Origin of the sequence: Paraburkholderia bengalensis (assembly GCF_037126505.1) — a bacterium.
In the GTDB taxonomy this organism is placed as follows: Bacteria; Pseudomonadota; Gammaproteobacteria; order Burkholderiales; family Burkholderiaceae; genus Paraburkholderia; species Paraburkholderia bengalensis.
On the sequence record NZ_JACFYJ010000007.1, the window covers coordinates 163,550 to 178,961 of the forward strand.

Annotated in this window: 9 protein-coding genes and 2 pseudogenes; 6 read left to right on the forward strand and 5 right to left on the reverse strand. The window is 65.8% G+C overall.

Annotated elements, in window-relative coordinates; translation table 11 throughout:
* Nucleotides 1-92 precede the first annotated feature (92 nt).
* A complete protein-coding gene (locus tag H3V53_RS07230) occupies nucleotides 93-884 on the reverse strand; it encodes a helix-turn-helix transcriptional regulator (RefSeq protein WP_336597379.1) in 792 nt (263 codons plus the stop codon).
* Nucleotides 885-1,145: 261 nt separating this feature from the next.
* Between H3V53_RS07230 and H3V53_RS07235 the strand changes: the two genes are divergently transcribed.
* Both H3V53_RS07235 and H3V53_RS07240 read left to right on the forward strand, forming a co-directional pair.
* Nucleotides 1,146-1,898: a class I SAM-dependent methyltransferase gene (locus tag H3V53_RS07235; RefSeq protein ID WP_336597363.1), complete on the forward strand. Its 753-nt coding sequence runs from the start codon at nucleotides 1,146-1,148 to the stop codon at nucleotides 1,896-1,898.
* A 574-nt stretch (nucleotides 1,899-2,472) separates the two neighbouring features.
* Nucleotides 2,473-2,820: a hypothetical protein gene (locus H3V53_RS07240; RefSeq protein ID WP_336597364.1), complete on the forward strand. Its 348-nt coding sequence runs from the start codon at nucleotides 2,473-2,475 to the stop codon at nucleotides 2,818-2,820.
* Here the strand turns inward: H3V53_RS07240 and ppc are convergent.
* On the reverse strand, nucleotides 2,783-5,917 hold the full coding sequence (gene ppc, locus H3V53_RS07245; RefSeq protein WP_336597365.1) for a phosphoenolpyruvate carboxylase: 3,135 nt from the start codon (nucleotides 5,915-5,917) through the stop codon (nucleotides 2,783-2,785). The two genes, H3V53_RS07240 and ppc, sit on opposite strands and share 38 nt — an antisense overlap.
* A 369-nt stretch (nucleotides 5,918-6,286) precedes the next feature.
* On the opposite strand from ppc, the pseudogene hemC reads away from it, so the two are divergent.
* The 3 genes and pseudogenes from hemC to H3V53_RS07260 all read left to right on the forward strand — a co-directional run bounded on the left by hemC (nucleotide 6,287) and on the right by H3V53_RS07260 (nucleotide 10,507).
* A pseudogene (gene hemC, locus H3V53_RS07250) lies at nucleotides 6,287-7,268 on the forward strand (hydroxymethylbilane synthase).
* Nucleotides 7,268-9,314 (forward strand): annotated as a pseudogene (hemDX, locus tag H3V53_RS07255) (fused uroporphyrinogen-III synthase HemD/membrane protein HemX). Before hemC ends, hemDX begins: the two co-directional pseudogenes overlap by 1 nt.
* A 2-nt stretch (nucleotides 9,315-9,316) precedes the next feature.
* Nucleotides 9,317-10,507 carry a heme biosynthesis protein HemY gene (locus tag H3V53_RS07260; protein ID WP_336597366.1) on the forward strand — a complete coding sequence of 397 codons (1,191 nt, stop codon included), beginning with the start codon at nucleotides 9,317-9,319 and terminating at the stop codon, nucleotides 10,505-10,507.
* Nucleotides 10,508-10,630: 123 nt separating this feature from the next.
* Here the strand turns inward: H3V53_RS07260 and H3V53_RS07265 are convergent, their stop codons facing one another.
* The 3 genes from H3V53_RS07265 to H3V53_RS07275 form a co-directional block, all read right to left on the reverse strand.
* Entirely contained in the window at nucleotides 10,631-11,950 is a 1,320-nt protein-coding gene (locus H3V53_RS07265; protein WP_054919668.1) for an MFS transporter, read from the reverse strand.
* A gap of 238 nt (nucleotides 11,951-12,188) precedes the next feature.
* A complete protein-coding gene (locus H3V53_RS07270) occupies nucleotides 12,189-12,947 on the reverse strand; it encodes an SDR family oxidoreductase (RefSeq protein WP_336597367.1) in 759 nt (252 codons plus the stop codon).
* Between the two features lie 40 nt (nucleotides 12,948-12,987).
* Complete coding sequence (locus tag H3V53_RS07275) at nucleotides 12,988-14,427, reverse strand: aldehyde dehydrogenase family protein (protein WP_336597368.1); 1,440 nt, start codon at nucleotides 14,425-14,427, stop codon at nucleotides 12,988-12,990.
* Between the two features lie 313 nt (nucleotides 14,428-14,740).
* Here H3V53_RS07275 and ppa point away from each other — a divergent pair, with 313 nt between their 5' ends.
* A complete protein-coding gene (gene ppa, locus H3V53_RS07280; protein ID WP_054919673.1) occupies nucleotides 14,741-15,268 on the forward strand; it encodes an inorganic diphosphatase in 528 nt (175 codons plus the stop codon).
* Nucleotides 15,269-15,412: the final 144 nt, after the last annotated feature.

The following is a 15,412-nucleotide window of genomic DNA, read 5'->3' on the forward strand; positions in this document are numbered from 1 at the left end:
GTGCTGGTTGCTGCGCCGCCTTGAAGGAGACAACGATTTTAACACCCGCCGTGCTGGCGGCTTTTTCGTCGCGGGCGGAATCAGGGGCGGGGTCATTCACGCACGAGCACGACGAGTTTCAGGTCTTCGCGATGCGCGGGCTTGAAGGTGATCTGGTGGTAGACGACGTGGCCTTGGCGCGGATGGTTGAACTGGCGCTGGCCGCCTTCGCGCTCGTTGACGTCCTGCGACGCCCAGAAGCGCGCGAACGCATCGCTGGCAGCCGCGAGCGAATCGATCAGCGTGCGCGTGGGCGCATCGTTCTGGTGGCGGATCGAATCCGCGCGATATTCGGCGGCGAGCCGCCGCGCGCGGCTTTCCCAGTCGACGATCAGACTGCGCGCATCCGGCGACAGAAACGTATAGCGCAACAGGTTGCGGTCGTGCGCGCCGTCGAGCCAGCCGACGAACAGGTCCGCCGCGGGTTCGTTCCACGCCAGCGCCGTGAACTGGCGGTCGAGCACATAGGCGGGGGCGTGCACGAGCTGCACGGTCTTCAGCAGCATGGCGGGCGCGTCGGCGGCGGCGGGGTCGGGCTCGGCGGGATCGCGCTGCGCGGCCAGCTCGAACAGATAGGCGCGCTCGGCGCGTGACAGCTGCAGCGCGACGGCGATGCGCGCGAGGGCGTCGGCCGATGCGGACACCGGCCGGCCCTGCTCGATCCATGTGTACCAGGTCGGGCTCACGCCGCACAGCTGTGCGACTTCCTCGCGGCGCAGGCCTGGCGTGCGGCGGCGCGGACCGGGAGGCAGACCGACGGCTTGCGGCGACAGGCGCTCGCGATGCGCGCGGATGAACTCGCCGAGCGCGCGGGCGGGGGTGGCATCGAGCGGGGGGGGCGGAATCGGCGGAGGACGGCGTGGTCATGTTGCGCGGATGCGGTGGCTGGTAATCTCGATACCAGAATAATTGGTTGACTTGTACCGGTACAGGGCGGGTTCTATTGTAGCGACTGGAGCGGCCGGTGCGAACGGGTGTTCCGGTTCGATCGCGCAGAAACGACGTTACCGATGGGACCTCGCAGACACGACGGCGCAGGAACGACGTCACCGACATGACGTCACCGACATGACCTCACAGACGGCCCGACAGGGCGGGAGCAGACAATGAAGCATCACGATCAGGTGGCCGACGCGTTCGGCTCGACGGCGGCCGCGTACCTGACGAGCCAGGTGCACGCGACGGGTGCGGACTTGCAGACGCTGGCATCGGCCGTGGCTGCGACGCCGGGTGCGGCCGTGCTCGACATGGGCTGTGGCGCTGGGCACGCGAGCTTTGCGGTGGCGCAGCATGCGGCGTCGGTGGTGGCATACGACATCGCGCCGCCGATGCTGGCGACGGTCGAGGCCGCCGCGCGCGAGCGCGGGTTTTCGAATATTCGCACGCAGCAGGGCGCCGCCGAAAAGCTGCCATTCGGCGATGCATCGTTCGACTGGGTCGTGAGCAGGATGAGCGCGCATCACTGGCACGACGTGCCGCTCGCGCTCGCCGAGGTGCGGCGCGTGCTGAAGCCGGGCGGGCGTGTGCTGTTCATCGATATTGCCGGCGGCGATCATCCGTTGCTCGATACGCATCTTCAGGCCGTCGAGGTGTTGCGGGATGGATCGCATATTCGCGACTATCGCGCGGACGAGTGGCTGTCGTTTTTTGCTGCGGCGGGCTTCGAGGCTGTTGCGCGCGAGCGCTGGCGGCTGGATATCGAGTTTGCTTCGTGGGTGGCGCGGATGAAGACGCCGCAGCCGCGCGTCGAAGCGATCCGGTCGGTCTGGGCGTCCGCGCCCGACGAGGTGCGTGAGTACTTCGATGTCAAGGAGGATGGTTCTTTCAAGCTCGATGCGGTGATGATCGAGGGGTGGTGATGTTCTTTCTCTGCGAGGCTTGGAGTGTGTTTGCGGTTTGCTTTTTGCGCTTTGCTTTGCTTTGCTTTGCGGGGGCATCCGCTCTTTGTCTCTGGTTGATTAGCGTTGCCCCTGTGCGGGGCGGCCCCTACTTTTCTTTGCAGCGGCAAAGAAAAGCAGGCAAAAGAAAGCCGCTCACACCGCCAGCCCGTGTTGCCACCCACGGGCTCTCCACGTCCCCACGGTTCGCACGGCAGCGTACTGCGCCCGCTCGTTGCCAGCGTTCTGTCCATTCGCCTCACCCGCATCACCACCCACACCGGGGCGCGCCAGCGAATGACGCATGCCCTGTGCGGCAAACTCTGTGTAGGCATTCGCGCCACACGGGAAACCGTCGTACGCGTTGGTTTTCGGTCGGGGCGTTGCCCTGTACGGCAAGACAACCTGCACAGAGTTCGCCGCACAGGGGCGCTGAAGTTTCGAAAGCGCCAGCCGCCGTACGGGTGGATGAGGCGGGTGATGCGCGCGGTGAGCGCGTTGGCAACGAACATGAACAAGCGTGCTGCCGTCTGAAGCGTGGGGACGTGGAAAGCCCGTGGGTAGCAACACGGGCTGGCGGCGTGAGCGGCTTTCTTTTGCCTGCTTTTCTTTGCCGCTGCAAAGAAAAGTAGGGGCCGCCCCGCACAGGGGCAACGCTAATCAACCAGAGACAAAGAGCGGATGCCACCGCAAAGGGCAAGCAAATGCGCCAAAAGCCTGCGCCGCGAAGGCGCCATCGCGGATGCCTGCGAAAAGAGCAGCAACCCACCGCACACCAAGCCCAAAAAGCAAAAAAGGCGGCGGCCTTAAAAAAAGACCCGCCGCCCGCAGGGCAAAGCAAAAACAACAAAAACAAAAACCAAACGTCAACCAGTATTCCGCAACCCAGCCGCGATTCCGTTGATCGTCAAATGAATCCCGCGCCGCACGCGCACGTTCGAATCCCCCGCGCGATGGCGCTTCAACAGCTCCACCTGCAGGTGATTCAGCGGATCGAGATAGGGGAAGCGGTTCTTGATCGAGCGCGCGAGCAAAGGATTATCGGCGAGCCGGCCCTTCTTGCCTGTGATCTCGGACAGCACGGCCGACGTGCGCTCCCACTCGGCCACGATGCGCTCGAACACCAGCTTGCGCAGCTTCTTGTCCGTGACGAGCGCGGCGTAGCGCGACGCGACGGCGAGGTCGGTCTTGGCCAGCACCATGTCCATGTTGGACAGCAGGTTCGAGAAGAAAGGCCACGTCTTGTGCATCTTGCGCAGCAGATTCAGACGACGCTCGCGCTCAGGGTTCGATCCCGACGCGTCCAGCCAGCCCGCCACCGCGCTGCCGAATCCGTACCAGCCCGTCAGCAGCAGACGGCATTGGCCCCACGAGAAGCCCCACGGAATCGCGCGCAAATCTTCGATCTTGCGCTGCTTCGGGTCTTGCAGCTTGCGCGACGCCGGCCGGCTGCCGATGTTCAGTTCGGCGATCTCGGAAATCGGCGTCGATGCAAAGAAGTAGTCAGTGAAGCCGGGCGTCTCGTAGACGAGCGCGCGATACGACGCCATCGCGGTATCGGACAGCGTCTGCATCACTGCTTCGAACTCGGGCAATTGCGCGGGCGAATTGCCGTGCGGCAGCAGCGATGCCTCGAGCGTCGCAGCCACCACCGTCTCCAGATTGCGCCGGCCGATTTCAGGATTGCCGAACTTGCTGGCGATCACCTCGCCCTGTTCCGTCAGACGGATCTGGCCTTCGACCGTGCCCGGCGGCTGCGACAGAATCGCCTGATAGGTCGGGCCGCCGCCGCGTCCCACCGTGCCGCCGCGGCCGTGGAACAGGCGCATCGTGATGCCCCGCTCGTTGAAGAGCGAAATCAGCGCCAGTTCCGCGCGGTACAGTTCCCAGTTCGACGTCAGGAAGCCGCCGTCCTTGTTGCTGTCCGAATAGCCGAGCATCACTTCCTGTTCGTTGCCCTGGTGCTCGACGATCGCGTCGATGCCCGGCAGCGCCAGCAGGTCGCGCATGATGTGCGGCGCGTTGCGCAAGTCGGGAATCGTCTCGAAGAGGGGAATCACCATCAGACCCGCGCGCGCGGGATCGACGGGATTGCCGAGCAGGCCGTGCAGCAGCCCCGTTTCCTTTTGCAGCAGCATCACTTCGACGAGATCGCTGACCGTCTCCGTGTGCGAAATGATGTAGTTGCGCACCGCCCGCGCGCCGAACTTTTCGCGCGTCTTGCGCGCTTCTTCGAGCACGCCGAGCTCGCTCTTCACGAGATCCGAATAGTCGACGTACGGCGAGCGCAGCAGACGCGGCTGCGCCAGTTCCGCGAGCAGCACGCGCAGCTTGTCCGCTTCGGAGAGCGCCGCGTAATCGCTTTCGACGCCCGCGCGCCGCAGCAACTCGGCGATCACTGCCTCGTGGATGTCGGAGCTCTGGCGCAGGTCGATGCTCGCCAGATGGAAGCCGAACACCTCGGCTGCGCGCGTGAGCGGCGACAGGCGCGGCGTGGCGAGCGAGCCGCCGTGATGTTCAACGAGCGAATCGATCAGCACATGCAGGTCGCGCACGAACTCGGAGGAATCGTCGTACGGAACCGCGCGAATCTGCGGCGCGCCTCGGCCCGCGCTGCGCAGCGGCACGACGCCTTCGCCCAGACGCACGCGCGCGCTCGCGCCAAGCCGCGTGTAGATGCCGATCAGCGCGCGGCGGTACGGCTCGTCGGTGCGGTGCGGCGAGTGATCGGGCGATGCTTCCGCGAGCGCCTTCACGCCGTCGCTGGCACCCGCCAGCAGGTTCGACACCGACAGCTCGGCGCCGAGCTTGTGCACCTCTTCCAGGTAATGCTCGAAGATCACCGCGGCCTGGCGGGTGATCGCGTTTTCGAGCGTCTCGCCCGTCACGTTCGGATTGCCGTCGCGGTCGCCGCCAATCCAGCTGCCCATCTGGAAGAAGGGCGGCAGGCGCGCATCGATGCCGTGCTCGACGAGCGCTTCTTCGATGTCCGCGTAAAGCGCGGGAATCTCTTCGAGGAACGTCGCGCGATAGAACGACAGCGCGTTTTCGATCTCGTCGGCCACGGTCAGGCGCGAATCGCGCAGCATGCGCGTCTGCCACAGCGAGGTCACGCGGGCGCGCAGCAGCGACTCGTTCTGCAGACGCTCGCGCGCCGTCAGCGGCTGGTCGCGCTCGGCGAGCAGCCGCGCGATGTCGTGCTGTGCGTCGAGAATGCTCTTGCGCTGCACTTCCGTCGGGTGCGCGGTGAGCACCGGGACGATCAGCGCGTCGTTGAAGAACTGCTGCAGCACGGGCGTCGCCGCCGCGTTCGCTTCGACCAGCCGGTCGAGCGCATGTGCGATCGTGCCCGGCTGCGACGAAGGGCCCGCCAGATCGTGAATGCGGTGGCGGCGATTGCGATGCCGGTCTTCCGCGATATTCGCGAGATGCGAGAAGTAGCTGAACGCGCGCACCACGCTGACCGTCTGCTCGGGCGACAGCGCGCGCAGCTTCTTGTCGAGCGCCTGCGCGGCGATGCTGTCGTCCTCGCGGCGAAAGCGCACGGCCGTCTGACGGATCGTTTCGACGACGTCGAACACTTCGTCGCCTTCCTGCTCGCGCACGACGTCGCCGAGCAGCCGCCCCAGATAGCGGATGTCCTCGAAGAGCGGCTGATCCTTGTCCTCGCGCGTGCGGGCAGTGTCCTTGACGGGCGCGGCGCTGTTCTTCATCGCCTTGACCGCGCGCGCGGTTTCCTGCTTGCCGACGCCATCGATGCCGGCGCGCTTCAGCGCGCTGCCGGCGTTCGCCGCGATGCCTTTGGCCGCTTTGGCGGGCTTGCTGACGGCGGCCTTGGTCTTCGTGGATTTGCCGGTTTTGCCGGAGTCGAGAGCTTGAGTTGCTTTCAGGGCCTTGGCGGACTTCAGGGCCTTGACGGCGGAGGCGGCCGATGCGCTGCGTTCAGCATCGGGCGAGGCAGTAGTGCGGCGGGCAGAGCGCGCCGATCCGGAAGACGTCACGATGTTTCCTCAGGAAAGCCAGGGTCTAAAGAATGGTGGACTGCAACTGCGATGACTGCGGTAACTGCGGGCACTGCGCGAAAGCGGCAATGAAGCACGCGCGGCGGAAGAAGGCGGCTTCGCGCGTGCTGCGCCGCATTAAATCATCGCGCATGCGGCGCATCGACGCGCGCACGACCGTGCTGGGGCTTCTGGCGGCCCACGCGGGTCACGATCGAGGCGGCTGTTGGAACGGCCCGCGCCGGATGCGGCGGCAGGCTCGTCTCCTCCGTCGGACTGCTTCGGCATGGCCGTGCGGCCAGCGAGAGGTTGCCAAAGCGCGTGCTAACATTATTTGTTATCCGATCCCGTATTCCAATGACTCAAGCAATGAATTCCGAGACGCTTGCGCCCACGCCGCCCGCCACGCTTGTGATCGCGTCGCGGGAGAGCCGGCTTGCCATGTGGCAGGCCGAGCACGTGCGAGTTGCGCTGCACAAATTATATCCATCTTGTGACGTAAAAATCCTCGGAATGACCACGCGCGGCGATCAGATTCTCGATCGCACGCTGTCAAAGGTCGGCGGCAAGGGGCTGTTCGTGAAAGAGCTGGAGAACGCGCTTGCCGATGGCCGCGCCGATCTCGCCGTTCACTCGCTGAAAGACGTGCCGATGGAATTGCCCGAAGGGTTCGCACTGTCGACCATCATGGAGCGCGAAGATCCGCGCGATGCGTTCGTCTCGGGCCAGTACGACTCGCTCGCGGCGCTGCCGCCCGGCAGCGTGGTCGGCACGTCGAGCCTGCGCCGCGAAGCGATGCTGCGCGCGCGCTATCCCGAACTGGTCGTGAAGCCGCTGCGCGGCAATCTCGATACGCGTCTTGCCAAGCTCGATCGCGGCGATTACGCGGCCATCATTCTCGCCGCCGCGGGTCTCAAGCGGCTGGGTCTCGCCGGGCGCATCCGTTCGCTGCTCGATCCGCCGACAGCCTGCCCGCCGCCGGCCAGGGCGCGCTGGGCATCGAGATTCGCGCGGACCGCGCCGATCTCGCCGCATGGCTTGCCCCGCTGCATCACGAACACACGGCGGCCGCCGTCGAAGCGGAGCGCATGGTATCGCGCGCGCTCGGCGGGAGCTGCGAGGTGCCGCTCGCGGCGTACGCGACCTGGCATGACGCGCGCTGCATCTGCGCGGCGTCGTCGCGACGCCCGACGGTCAGCGCATGCTGAGCGCGCAAGCGTCGGCCCCCGCACCGACGACGGGCGCCGCACTCGAGCTGGGCCGCGAAGTCGCGAGCCAGCTCGAAGCGCAAGGCGCACTCGAGATCGTCCGCGCGCTCAGCACGTCGAGCGGCCCGGCGACTTCCGCGTGATGGCGGCCGGCTCGAACCCGACGCCCGACGCATTTCCGCCGCACGGCGGCGCAGGCTCGTCGCATGCCGTGCGGCTCACAGTCGTGTTGACGCGTCCGGCGGGGCAGTCCGGCGCGCTCGCGAAGGCGCTGCACGACGCGGGCATCGCCACTATCGAATTCCCGCTGATCGAGATCGCGGCCGCCGACGATACTCGCCGCTTGCGCGGCGCTCGCGTCGCTGATCGACGCGCTCGTCGTGTTCGTGTCGCCGAACGCGGTCGATTACGCGTTTGCCAGCTACGACGCGATCTGGCCGCACGCGCTGCCCATCGGCGTCGTCGGGCCGGGCAGCGTGGCGGCGCTCGCGCATCGCGGCGTGCAAGCGCCCGCGTACAACGTGATCAGCCCGCATGCATCCGCCGACGACAGCGACGGCGCGCGCTTCGATTCCGAAGCGTTGTTCGCGGCGCTCGAAGCGTCGCTCGGCGAAAACGCGTTCGAAGGCAAGCGCGTGCTGATCGTCCGCGGCGACGGCGGCCGCGAATGGCTCGCCGACCGTCTGCGCGAAGCGGGCGCGGACGTCGAGACGGTCGCGGCTTACCGGCGCCTCGTGCCCGAGCCGTCGATCGGCGCATGGTCGCGCGTTCACGCGCTGCTGTCGGACGAAGCGAAGACGCCGTCCGCGTGGCTCGTCACGAGCTCCGAGGGCGTGCGCAATCTCGCCGAGCTCGCACACGATCACCTGACGGCCAGCGAACAGACGCAACTCAAGCGCGCGGCGTTCGTCGCGCCTCATCCCCGCATCGCGGAAACCGCGCGGGGATTGGGTTTTGATAGCATTACGGTGTCCGGTGCGGGCGATGAACGGATCGCTCGCACGCTGTTGTCTCTCGCGGCACCTCCCGAAGTTCAACCGGTCCAGTCCAACCCGGCACAAGAACGCATGTCTGATACCAACGCATCCACGACTCCCACGCCCAATCCCGCGCCGCGCGCCAGCACCACGCTTCCGCCGAACCAGCCGTTTACGCCCTACGAAATGCAGCAGCCCAAACGCGGCAAAGGCACGGGACTGCTGTGGCTGGTCATCGCGGCGTTGTTCGTCGCGGCCGTCGGCGGCGGCATTGCGCTGAATCGCCGGGTCATCAAGCTCGATCAGCAGTTGTCGCACCGTCAGCAGATCAACGATGCCCAAACGGCCGAGTTGCGCGTGAAGACGGAGCAGGCCGTCGCCACGGTGCGCCAGGCCGACGCGCAGATCGCGCAGCTCGAAGGCAAGCTCGCCGATGCGCAGAACGCACAGCAGGCGCTGCAGCAGCAATACGCCGATCTCGCGCGCAATCGCGACGACTGGACCATGGCGGAGGTCGGCCAGATGCTGTCGGCGGCGAGCGAGCAACTGCAGCTGACGGGCAACACGCAGCTCGCGTTGTTCGCGCTGCAAAGCGCCGACACCCGTCTCGCGGCGTCGGACGGCGCGCAGGTGCTCGCCGTGCGCAAGGCAATCGCGCAGGACATCGACAAGCTGAAGTCGGCGCCGTCCACCGATCTGACGGGTCTCGCCATCAAGCTGGACAACGCCATCGACCAGGTCGACCAGTTGCCGCTTTCGGGCGAGGCGCCCATCGCGCACGCCACGCCGCATGCCGCGCAGCCGAAGGACGTCGACCGCGTCGCCGCGGCGACGGGCGAGCCGAAATGGAAAGCCTGGTGGCACCAGTTCGTGGCGGGCGTCGGCGAGCAGTTGACGAGCCTCGTGCAGGTGCGCCGCATCGACAACGCCGACGCGATGATGGTCGCGCCGGACCAGGGCTACTTCCTGCGCGAGAACCTGAAGCTCGCGCTGCTCGCGCTGCTCGCGCTGCTCGCGCGCAACCAGACGGCGTTGAAGTCCGACCTGCGCGCGGCGGATGGCGCGCTGGCGCGCTACTTCGACGCGTCGTCGAAGAAGGTGCAGACGGTGCGCGATCTCGTCAAGCAGGTCGACGACGCCTCGGGCGCCGTCGACGTGCCGAACCTGGATACGAGCCTGCAGGCCGTGCATCAATACCGGAACCGGGGTTAATCATGGCGCTGCGTGGACTTCTCTGGCTCGCGTTCCTGTTTGCGGTAGCCGTCGTGCTCGCGATCGCCGGGCGTTTCGACACTGGCCAGGTGCTGCTCGTCTATCCGCCGTATCGCATCGATATTTCGCTGAACCTGTTCATCGTCGCGATCATCGTCCTGTTCATCGTGATGTATGCGCTGCTGCGCATCGTGCGCAACATCTGGCGCATGCCGCAGCGCGTGGCCGCGTATCGCGCTCGGCAGCGCGTCGCGAAGGCGCATGCCGCGCTGCGCGACGCGATCGCGAATCTGTACGCGGGCCGCTTCTCGCGCGCCGAGAAGGCGGCGCGCGATTCGCTGACGAATCCCGACAACAAGGGAGCGGCCGGCCTGATCGCCGCGAACGCCGCGCACCGGATGCACGAGTACGCGCGGCGCGACGAGTATCTGGCGCAGATCGAGGCGCCCGACTGGCAGGACGCCCGTCTGATGGCAACAGCCGACATGCGCGCCGACGGCCGCGACGCCGATGGCGCGTTGCTCGCGCTGACCGAGATGCAGTCGCAGGGCGGCCGGCGCATCCACGCGCAGCAGATTGCGCTGCGCGCGCAGCAGCAGTTGAAGAACTGGGGCGAAGTCCTCAAGCTCGTGAAGACGCTCGAAAAGCGCGAGGCGATTCACCCGGCCGTCGCCGTACGGTTGCGGCAGCTGGCAGCGGAGAACCTGCTGCGCGATCGCCGGCACAATGCCGATGCGCTGCTCGAACTGTGGCATTCGCTGACGCCGACGGAGCGCCATTCGCCGCGTCTCGCCGACCTCGCCGCCGAGCTGCTGGTCGCGCTGAACCGTCCGCAGGAGGCGCGCAAGATCGTCGAGGACGCGCTCGCACAGAACTGGGACGCGCGCCTGTTGCGGCGTTATCCCGATACTGCGGGTGGCGACGCGCTGCCGCTGATCCAGAAGGCCGAGGCATGGCGCAAGGAGCGCCCCGAGGACGCCGATCTGATGTTCGCGCTGGGGCGTCTGTGTCTGCATCAGCAGTTGTGGGGCAAGGCGCAATCGTTCCTCGAGCAGGCGTTGAAGCTCGCCGACAACGAGACTCTCAAGATCCGTTCGCACCGCGCCCTCGCGCGGTTGCACGAGCAACTGGGCGATACGTCGAAGGCCAGTGAGCACTATCGCGAGAGTGCCCTCGCGATGAATATTGTTTAGTTTTTTGCTGTGGCGTTCGCGTTGCGCCTTTGCGGCGCGGACGTTGCTGTAGGGTGTTTTGCGGTTTGCGGTTGCCCGCGCGAAGCATAAAAAACGCTGCGCCGCGCAGGCGAAAAAAAAGAACTACTTATTAACGAGTCGCGCGGGCACACAAATAGCCAGCACGCCGCCGAGGATCATGAACGCTGCGAGCATGTACATGCCCGAATCGTTCGTCGACGTCGTCTGCTTCAGCCAGCCCACCGCATACGGGCTCAAAAAGCCCGCCAGATTGCCGATCGAATTGATCAGCGCGATCCCCGCTGCTGCGCCCGTGCCCGCCAGGAACGCCGTCGGCAGGCTCCAGAACAGCGGTAGCGTGGTGAGAATGCCCATTGTCGCAAGCGTGAGGGCGGCCATCGCGAGCGTCGTGTCGTGCGCCCAGACGACGGACAGCACGAGGCCGAGCGCGCCCGCGAAGCCCGGCACGGCGACGTGCCAGCGGCGCTCGCGCGTGCGGTCGGCGCTGCGCGCGACGAACACCATCGCGATGACGGCCGCCGCGAACGGAATCGCAGACAGCAGGCCGATCATGAATGCATCCGTGACGCCCGTCGACTTGATGATGGTCGGCAGCCAGAAGCTCACCCCGTAAAGGCCCATCACGAACGAAAAGTAGATCAGGCTCATCATCAGCACGCGCGGGCTCATCATCACCTTGCCGATTGCGTGGTCCTCCTTCGTCGCGTCCTCGGCGGCGATGTTGCGTTCGAGCAGTTCGCGCTCCTGCGGCGTCAGCCACTTCGCCTTCGAGATCCTGTCGTCGAGCACGACGAACACCAGAATGCCGACGATGATCGACGGGATGCCTTCGAGCAGGAACAGCCACTGCCAGCCATGCCAGCCGTTCACGCCGTTGAACGACTTCAGGATGTAGCCGGAGATCGGGCCACCGATCACGCCCGAAATCGCGATGGCCGTCATGAACCACGTGGTCATGCGCCCGCGTCGGTGGGATGGATACCAGTAAGTCAGATACAGGATGATGCCTGGGAAAAAGCCCGCTTCCGCGAGGCCGAGCAGAAAGCGCATCACGTAGAACATGGTGGGCGTGGTGACGAACATCGTCAGCATCGAGACGACGCCCCACGTCACCATGATCCGCGCGATCCACACGCGCGCGCCGACGCGGTGCAGGATCACGTTGCTCGGCACCTCGAAGATGAAATAGCCGATGAAGAAAATGCCCGCACCGAAGCCATAAACCGCATCGGAGAGGCCGAGATCAGCGCTCATGCCGAGCTTCGCGAAACCGACGTTCACGCGGTCCAGATAAGCGACCACGTAGCTGAGCATCAACAGTGGCGTCAGACGCCACGCGACTTTTCTGTAGGTCGCTTCTTCGAAAGTGGAAGGCGGCGCACCTGCGCCGGGATGGTGAAGCGGATTCGCAGGACTGGACACGCTTGTCTCCTATTGACCCGCGCTGGCGCTTTTCGGCGCTTTACGCAGGTCCTACGCAAAGCTCGTTATATGTGGAAAAGCTGTACCGCCGTTCGCGATTCTAAACTTTCAATACGCGCTGAATAGCCAGTTGGCGTTGGGGAAAACACTGACTTTTCAAAGACTAACGCCTATTCTCGCATCTGCGCCCCCGCGCGCGCGGCCGGAGCGCATCGCGCGAGGGGTGCCCATCTGTACGCTACACGCAGCGCCCGCCATCCACTTCGAGGCAGACGCCCGTGATGAACTCGGCTTCGTCCGAGGCGAGGTAGAGCGCGGCATTCGCGATGTCCTGCGGTGTCGAAAAGCGCCCGAGCGGAATGCCCGCCAGAAACTTTTGCCGGTTCTGCGGCGTGTCTTCGACGCCCATGAACTCCGCCAGCAAGCCCGTTTCGCCGATTACCGGATTCACGCAGTTCACGCGGATGCGGTCCGGTCCGAGCTCGACGGCAAGCGCCTTGCTCGCGACGATCACGGCGCCCTTGCTGCCGTTGTACCAGACGAGCCCGGGACGCGGCCGCACACCTGCCGTCGACGCGATGTTGACGAACACGCCGCCGCCTTGCTCACGAAAGTAAGGAACGAACTCGCGCACGCTCCAATAGATGCTCTTCACGTTGACGGCGTATACGTGGTCGAATTCGTCCTCCGTCACGTCGAGCACGGGCTTGTTGCGATGCGTGGTGCCCGCGTTGTTGACGACGATCTGTACGCTGCCGAAGTCCTCGATCGCGGCGGCGCGCAGCGCGCTCCAGTCGTCCGCGCGCGTGACATCGCCCGCGACGGCGATCGCCTTGCCGCCCGCCAGCGCGATCTCGCTCGCGACGCGCTCGGCCGCCGCGCCGTTCAGATCGTTGACGACGACGTTCGCGCCTTCGCGCGCATAAGTCTTCGCGATGCCTTCGCCAAAGCCCGAGCCGCCGCCTGTGACGATGGCTGTCTTGCCGGTCAACCGCATGATGTCTCCTGTTGTTTTAAGAACGGTTTGGATTCGTGCTTCAACCGTGCCTGATCGCGACGGTCTTCAGCACCGTGAAGCCATAAAGCGCTTCGAAGCCTTTCTCGCGGCCGTGTCCCGAATGCTTGACGCCGCCAAACGGCAATTCGACGCCGCCGCCCGCGCCATAGTTATTGATGAACACCTGGCCCGAGCGCACGCGCCGCGCGATACGCATCTGCCGCGCGCCGTCGCGTGTCCATACGCCAGCGACAAGTCCATACGGTGTGCCATTGGCGAGCGCGAGCGCTTCGGCTTCGTCGGCGAAGGGCAGCGCCGCGAGCACGGGGCCGAATACTTCTTCGTGCGCAAGCCGGTGCGTGGGCGGCACGTCGCGCAGCAACGTGGGCGCCTGATAGAAGCCGCTTTCGGGCGCTTCGGCGATCACTTCGCCGTGGGCCGCCATCGCGATGCCGTCGTGCTGCGCGTCGGAGATGAAGTCCCACACTCGGCGCTGCTGCTTTGCGCTGATGAGCGGCCCGCAGTCGAGGTCCGCGTGCGCGGGGCCTACGCGCAGCGCATTGAACGCGGTGGCGAGCCGGTCGAGCAGCGGCTCGTAGATGCTGCGCTCGATCAGCACGCGGCTGCCCGCCGAGCAGGTCTGCCCGGCGTTCTGCACGATGGCGTTGACGAGCGTGGGCAGCGCGGCATCGAGGTCGGCGTCCGCGAAGACGATCTGCGGGGACTTGCCGCCGAGTTCCAGCGTGACGGGCACGTGGTTTTCAGCGGCCATCTGCGTGACGAGCTTGCCCGTCTCGGGCGAGCCGGTGAACGAGATGTGATCGATGCCCGTGTGGCGCGCGAGCGCGGCGCCCGCTTCGTGTCCGTAGCCAGTGACGACATTGAGCGCGCCCGCGGGAAAGCCCGCTTCGGCCGCGAGTTCTGCGACGCGGAGCACCGACAGGCAGGCGTCTTCGGCGGGTTTTACGACGCATGCATTGCCGGCTGCAAGCGCAGCGCCAACGCTGCGCCCGAAGATCTGCATCGGATAGTTCCACGGCACGATATGGCCGGTGACGCCGTGCGGCTCGCGGATCGTGAAGACCGTATAGCCGTTCTGGTAGGGCAGCGTTTCGCCGTGCAGCTTGTCGGCGGCGCCCGCATAGAACTCGAAATAGCGCGCGAGCGCGGCTGCGTCGCCGCGTGCCTGTTTGAGCGGCTTGCCCGTATCGCGTGCTTCGAGCTGCGCGAGCTCTTCGTGGCACGCGCCGACGAGCATCGACAGCCGGTACAGCAGACGCCCGCGCTCGGCGGCGCTGACGGCGCCCCACGCGCCTTCGTACGCGCGCCGCGCGGACTGCACCGCGGTGTCGATGTCGGCGCTCGTGCCGCGCGCGAGCGTGGTGAACGGCTGGCCGTCGGAGGGATCGACGACGGGGATGGTTTCCCCGCCCGAGGCGGACGTCCATTCACCCCCGATGAAATGTTTCGCTTCTTCCACACATGCTCCTTGCCTTGCCGGCGATAAGACTGACAACGAAAGAGACTGCACAGACGGTCCGCGCGCTGCGCGGCAAACGGGTGCGCGCTGGCGGCGCTGGCCCCTGCGGACCGTCGCGGAACGTCAGGACGGCGCGAAGGGGCAGGACGTCGAAAGATTATCGCGCCGATCGCCGCGGGGGTGTCATCGGCCGATTGGCTATAATGGCGCATTCCGCTGTGTCCCGGGCCGGGGGCGCCGCGTCCCGCATCGTGAAGGGGCGCAGCGCGCGCCGCGCGCCACGTTTCACCTTTCTTCCTGATCAGAGAGCGCCATGAGCTTCAATCACGTTCCCGCTGGTAAAGACCTTCCGCAAGACTTCAACGTCATCATCGAAATCCCGGCGCAAAGCGATCCGGTGAAATACGAAGCTGACAAGGAACTGGGCTTGCTCGTCGTCGACCGCTTCATCGGCACGGGCATGCGCTATCCGGCCAACTACGGCTTCATTCCGCAGACGCTGTCGGGCGACGGCGATCCCGTCGACGTGCTGGTGATCACGCCGTTCCCGCTGCTGGCCGGCTCCGTGGTCCGCGCGCGCGCGCTGGGCATGCTGCAGATGACGGACGAATCGGGCGTCGACGCGAAGCTGATCGCGGTGCCGCACGACAAGATCTGCCCGATGACGGCGGACCTCAAGTCGGTCGACGATGTGCCGCAATATCTGAAGGACCAGATCAAGCACTTCTTCGAGCAATACAAGGCGCTCGAAAAGGGCAAGTGGGTGAAGGTCGAAGGCTGGGCGGGCGTCGATGCCGCGCACAAGGAAATCACGGAAGGCGTCGCGAACTACAAGAAGTAAGCGGGTCTTGCCGGAGTGAAACGAAAAAAGACGCTCTTTGGAGCGTAATGCCGTTCAGTTAAGGTCTTTTCTGAGGTACCGAACGGTGTAACGTGAAGGGCGGGATTTGACGACCCGGTCGCATGCGCGGCCGGGTCGTTTGTC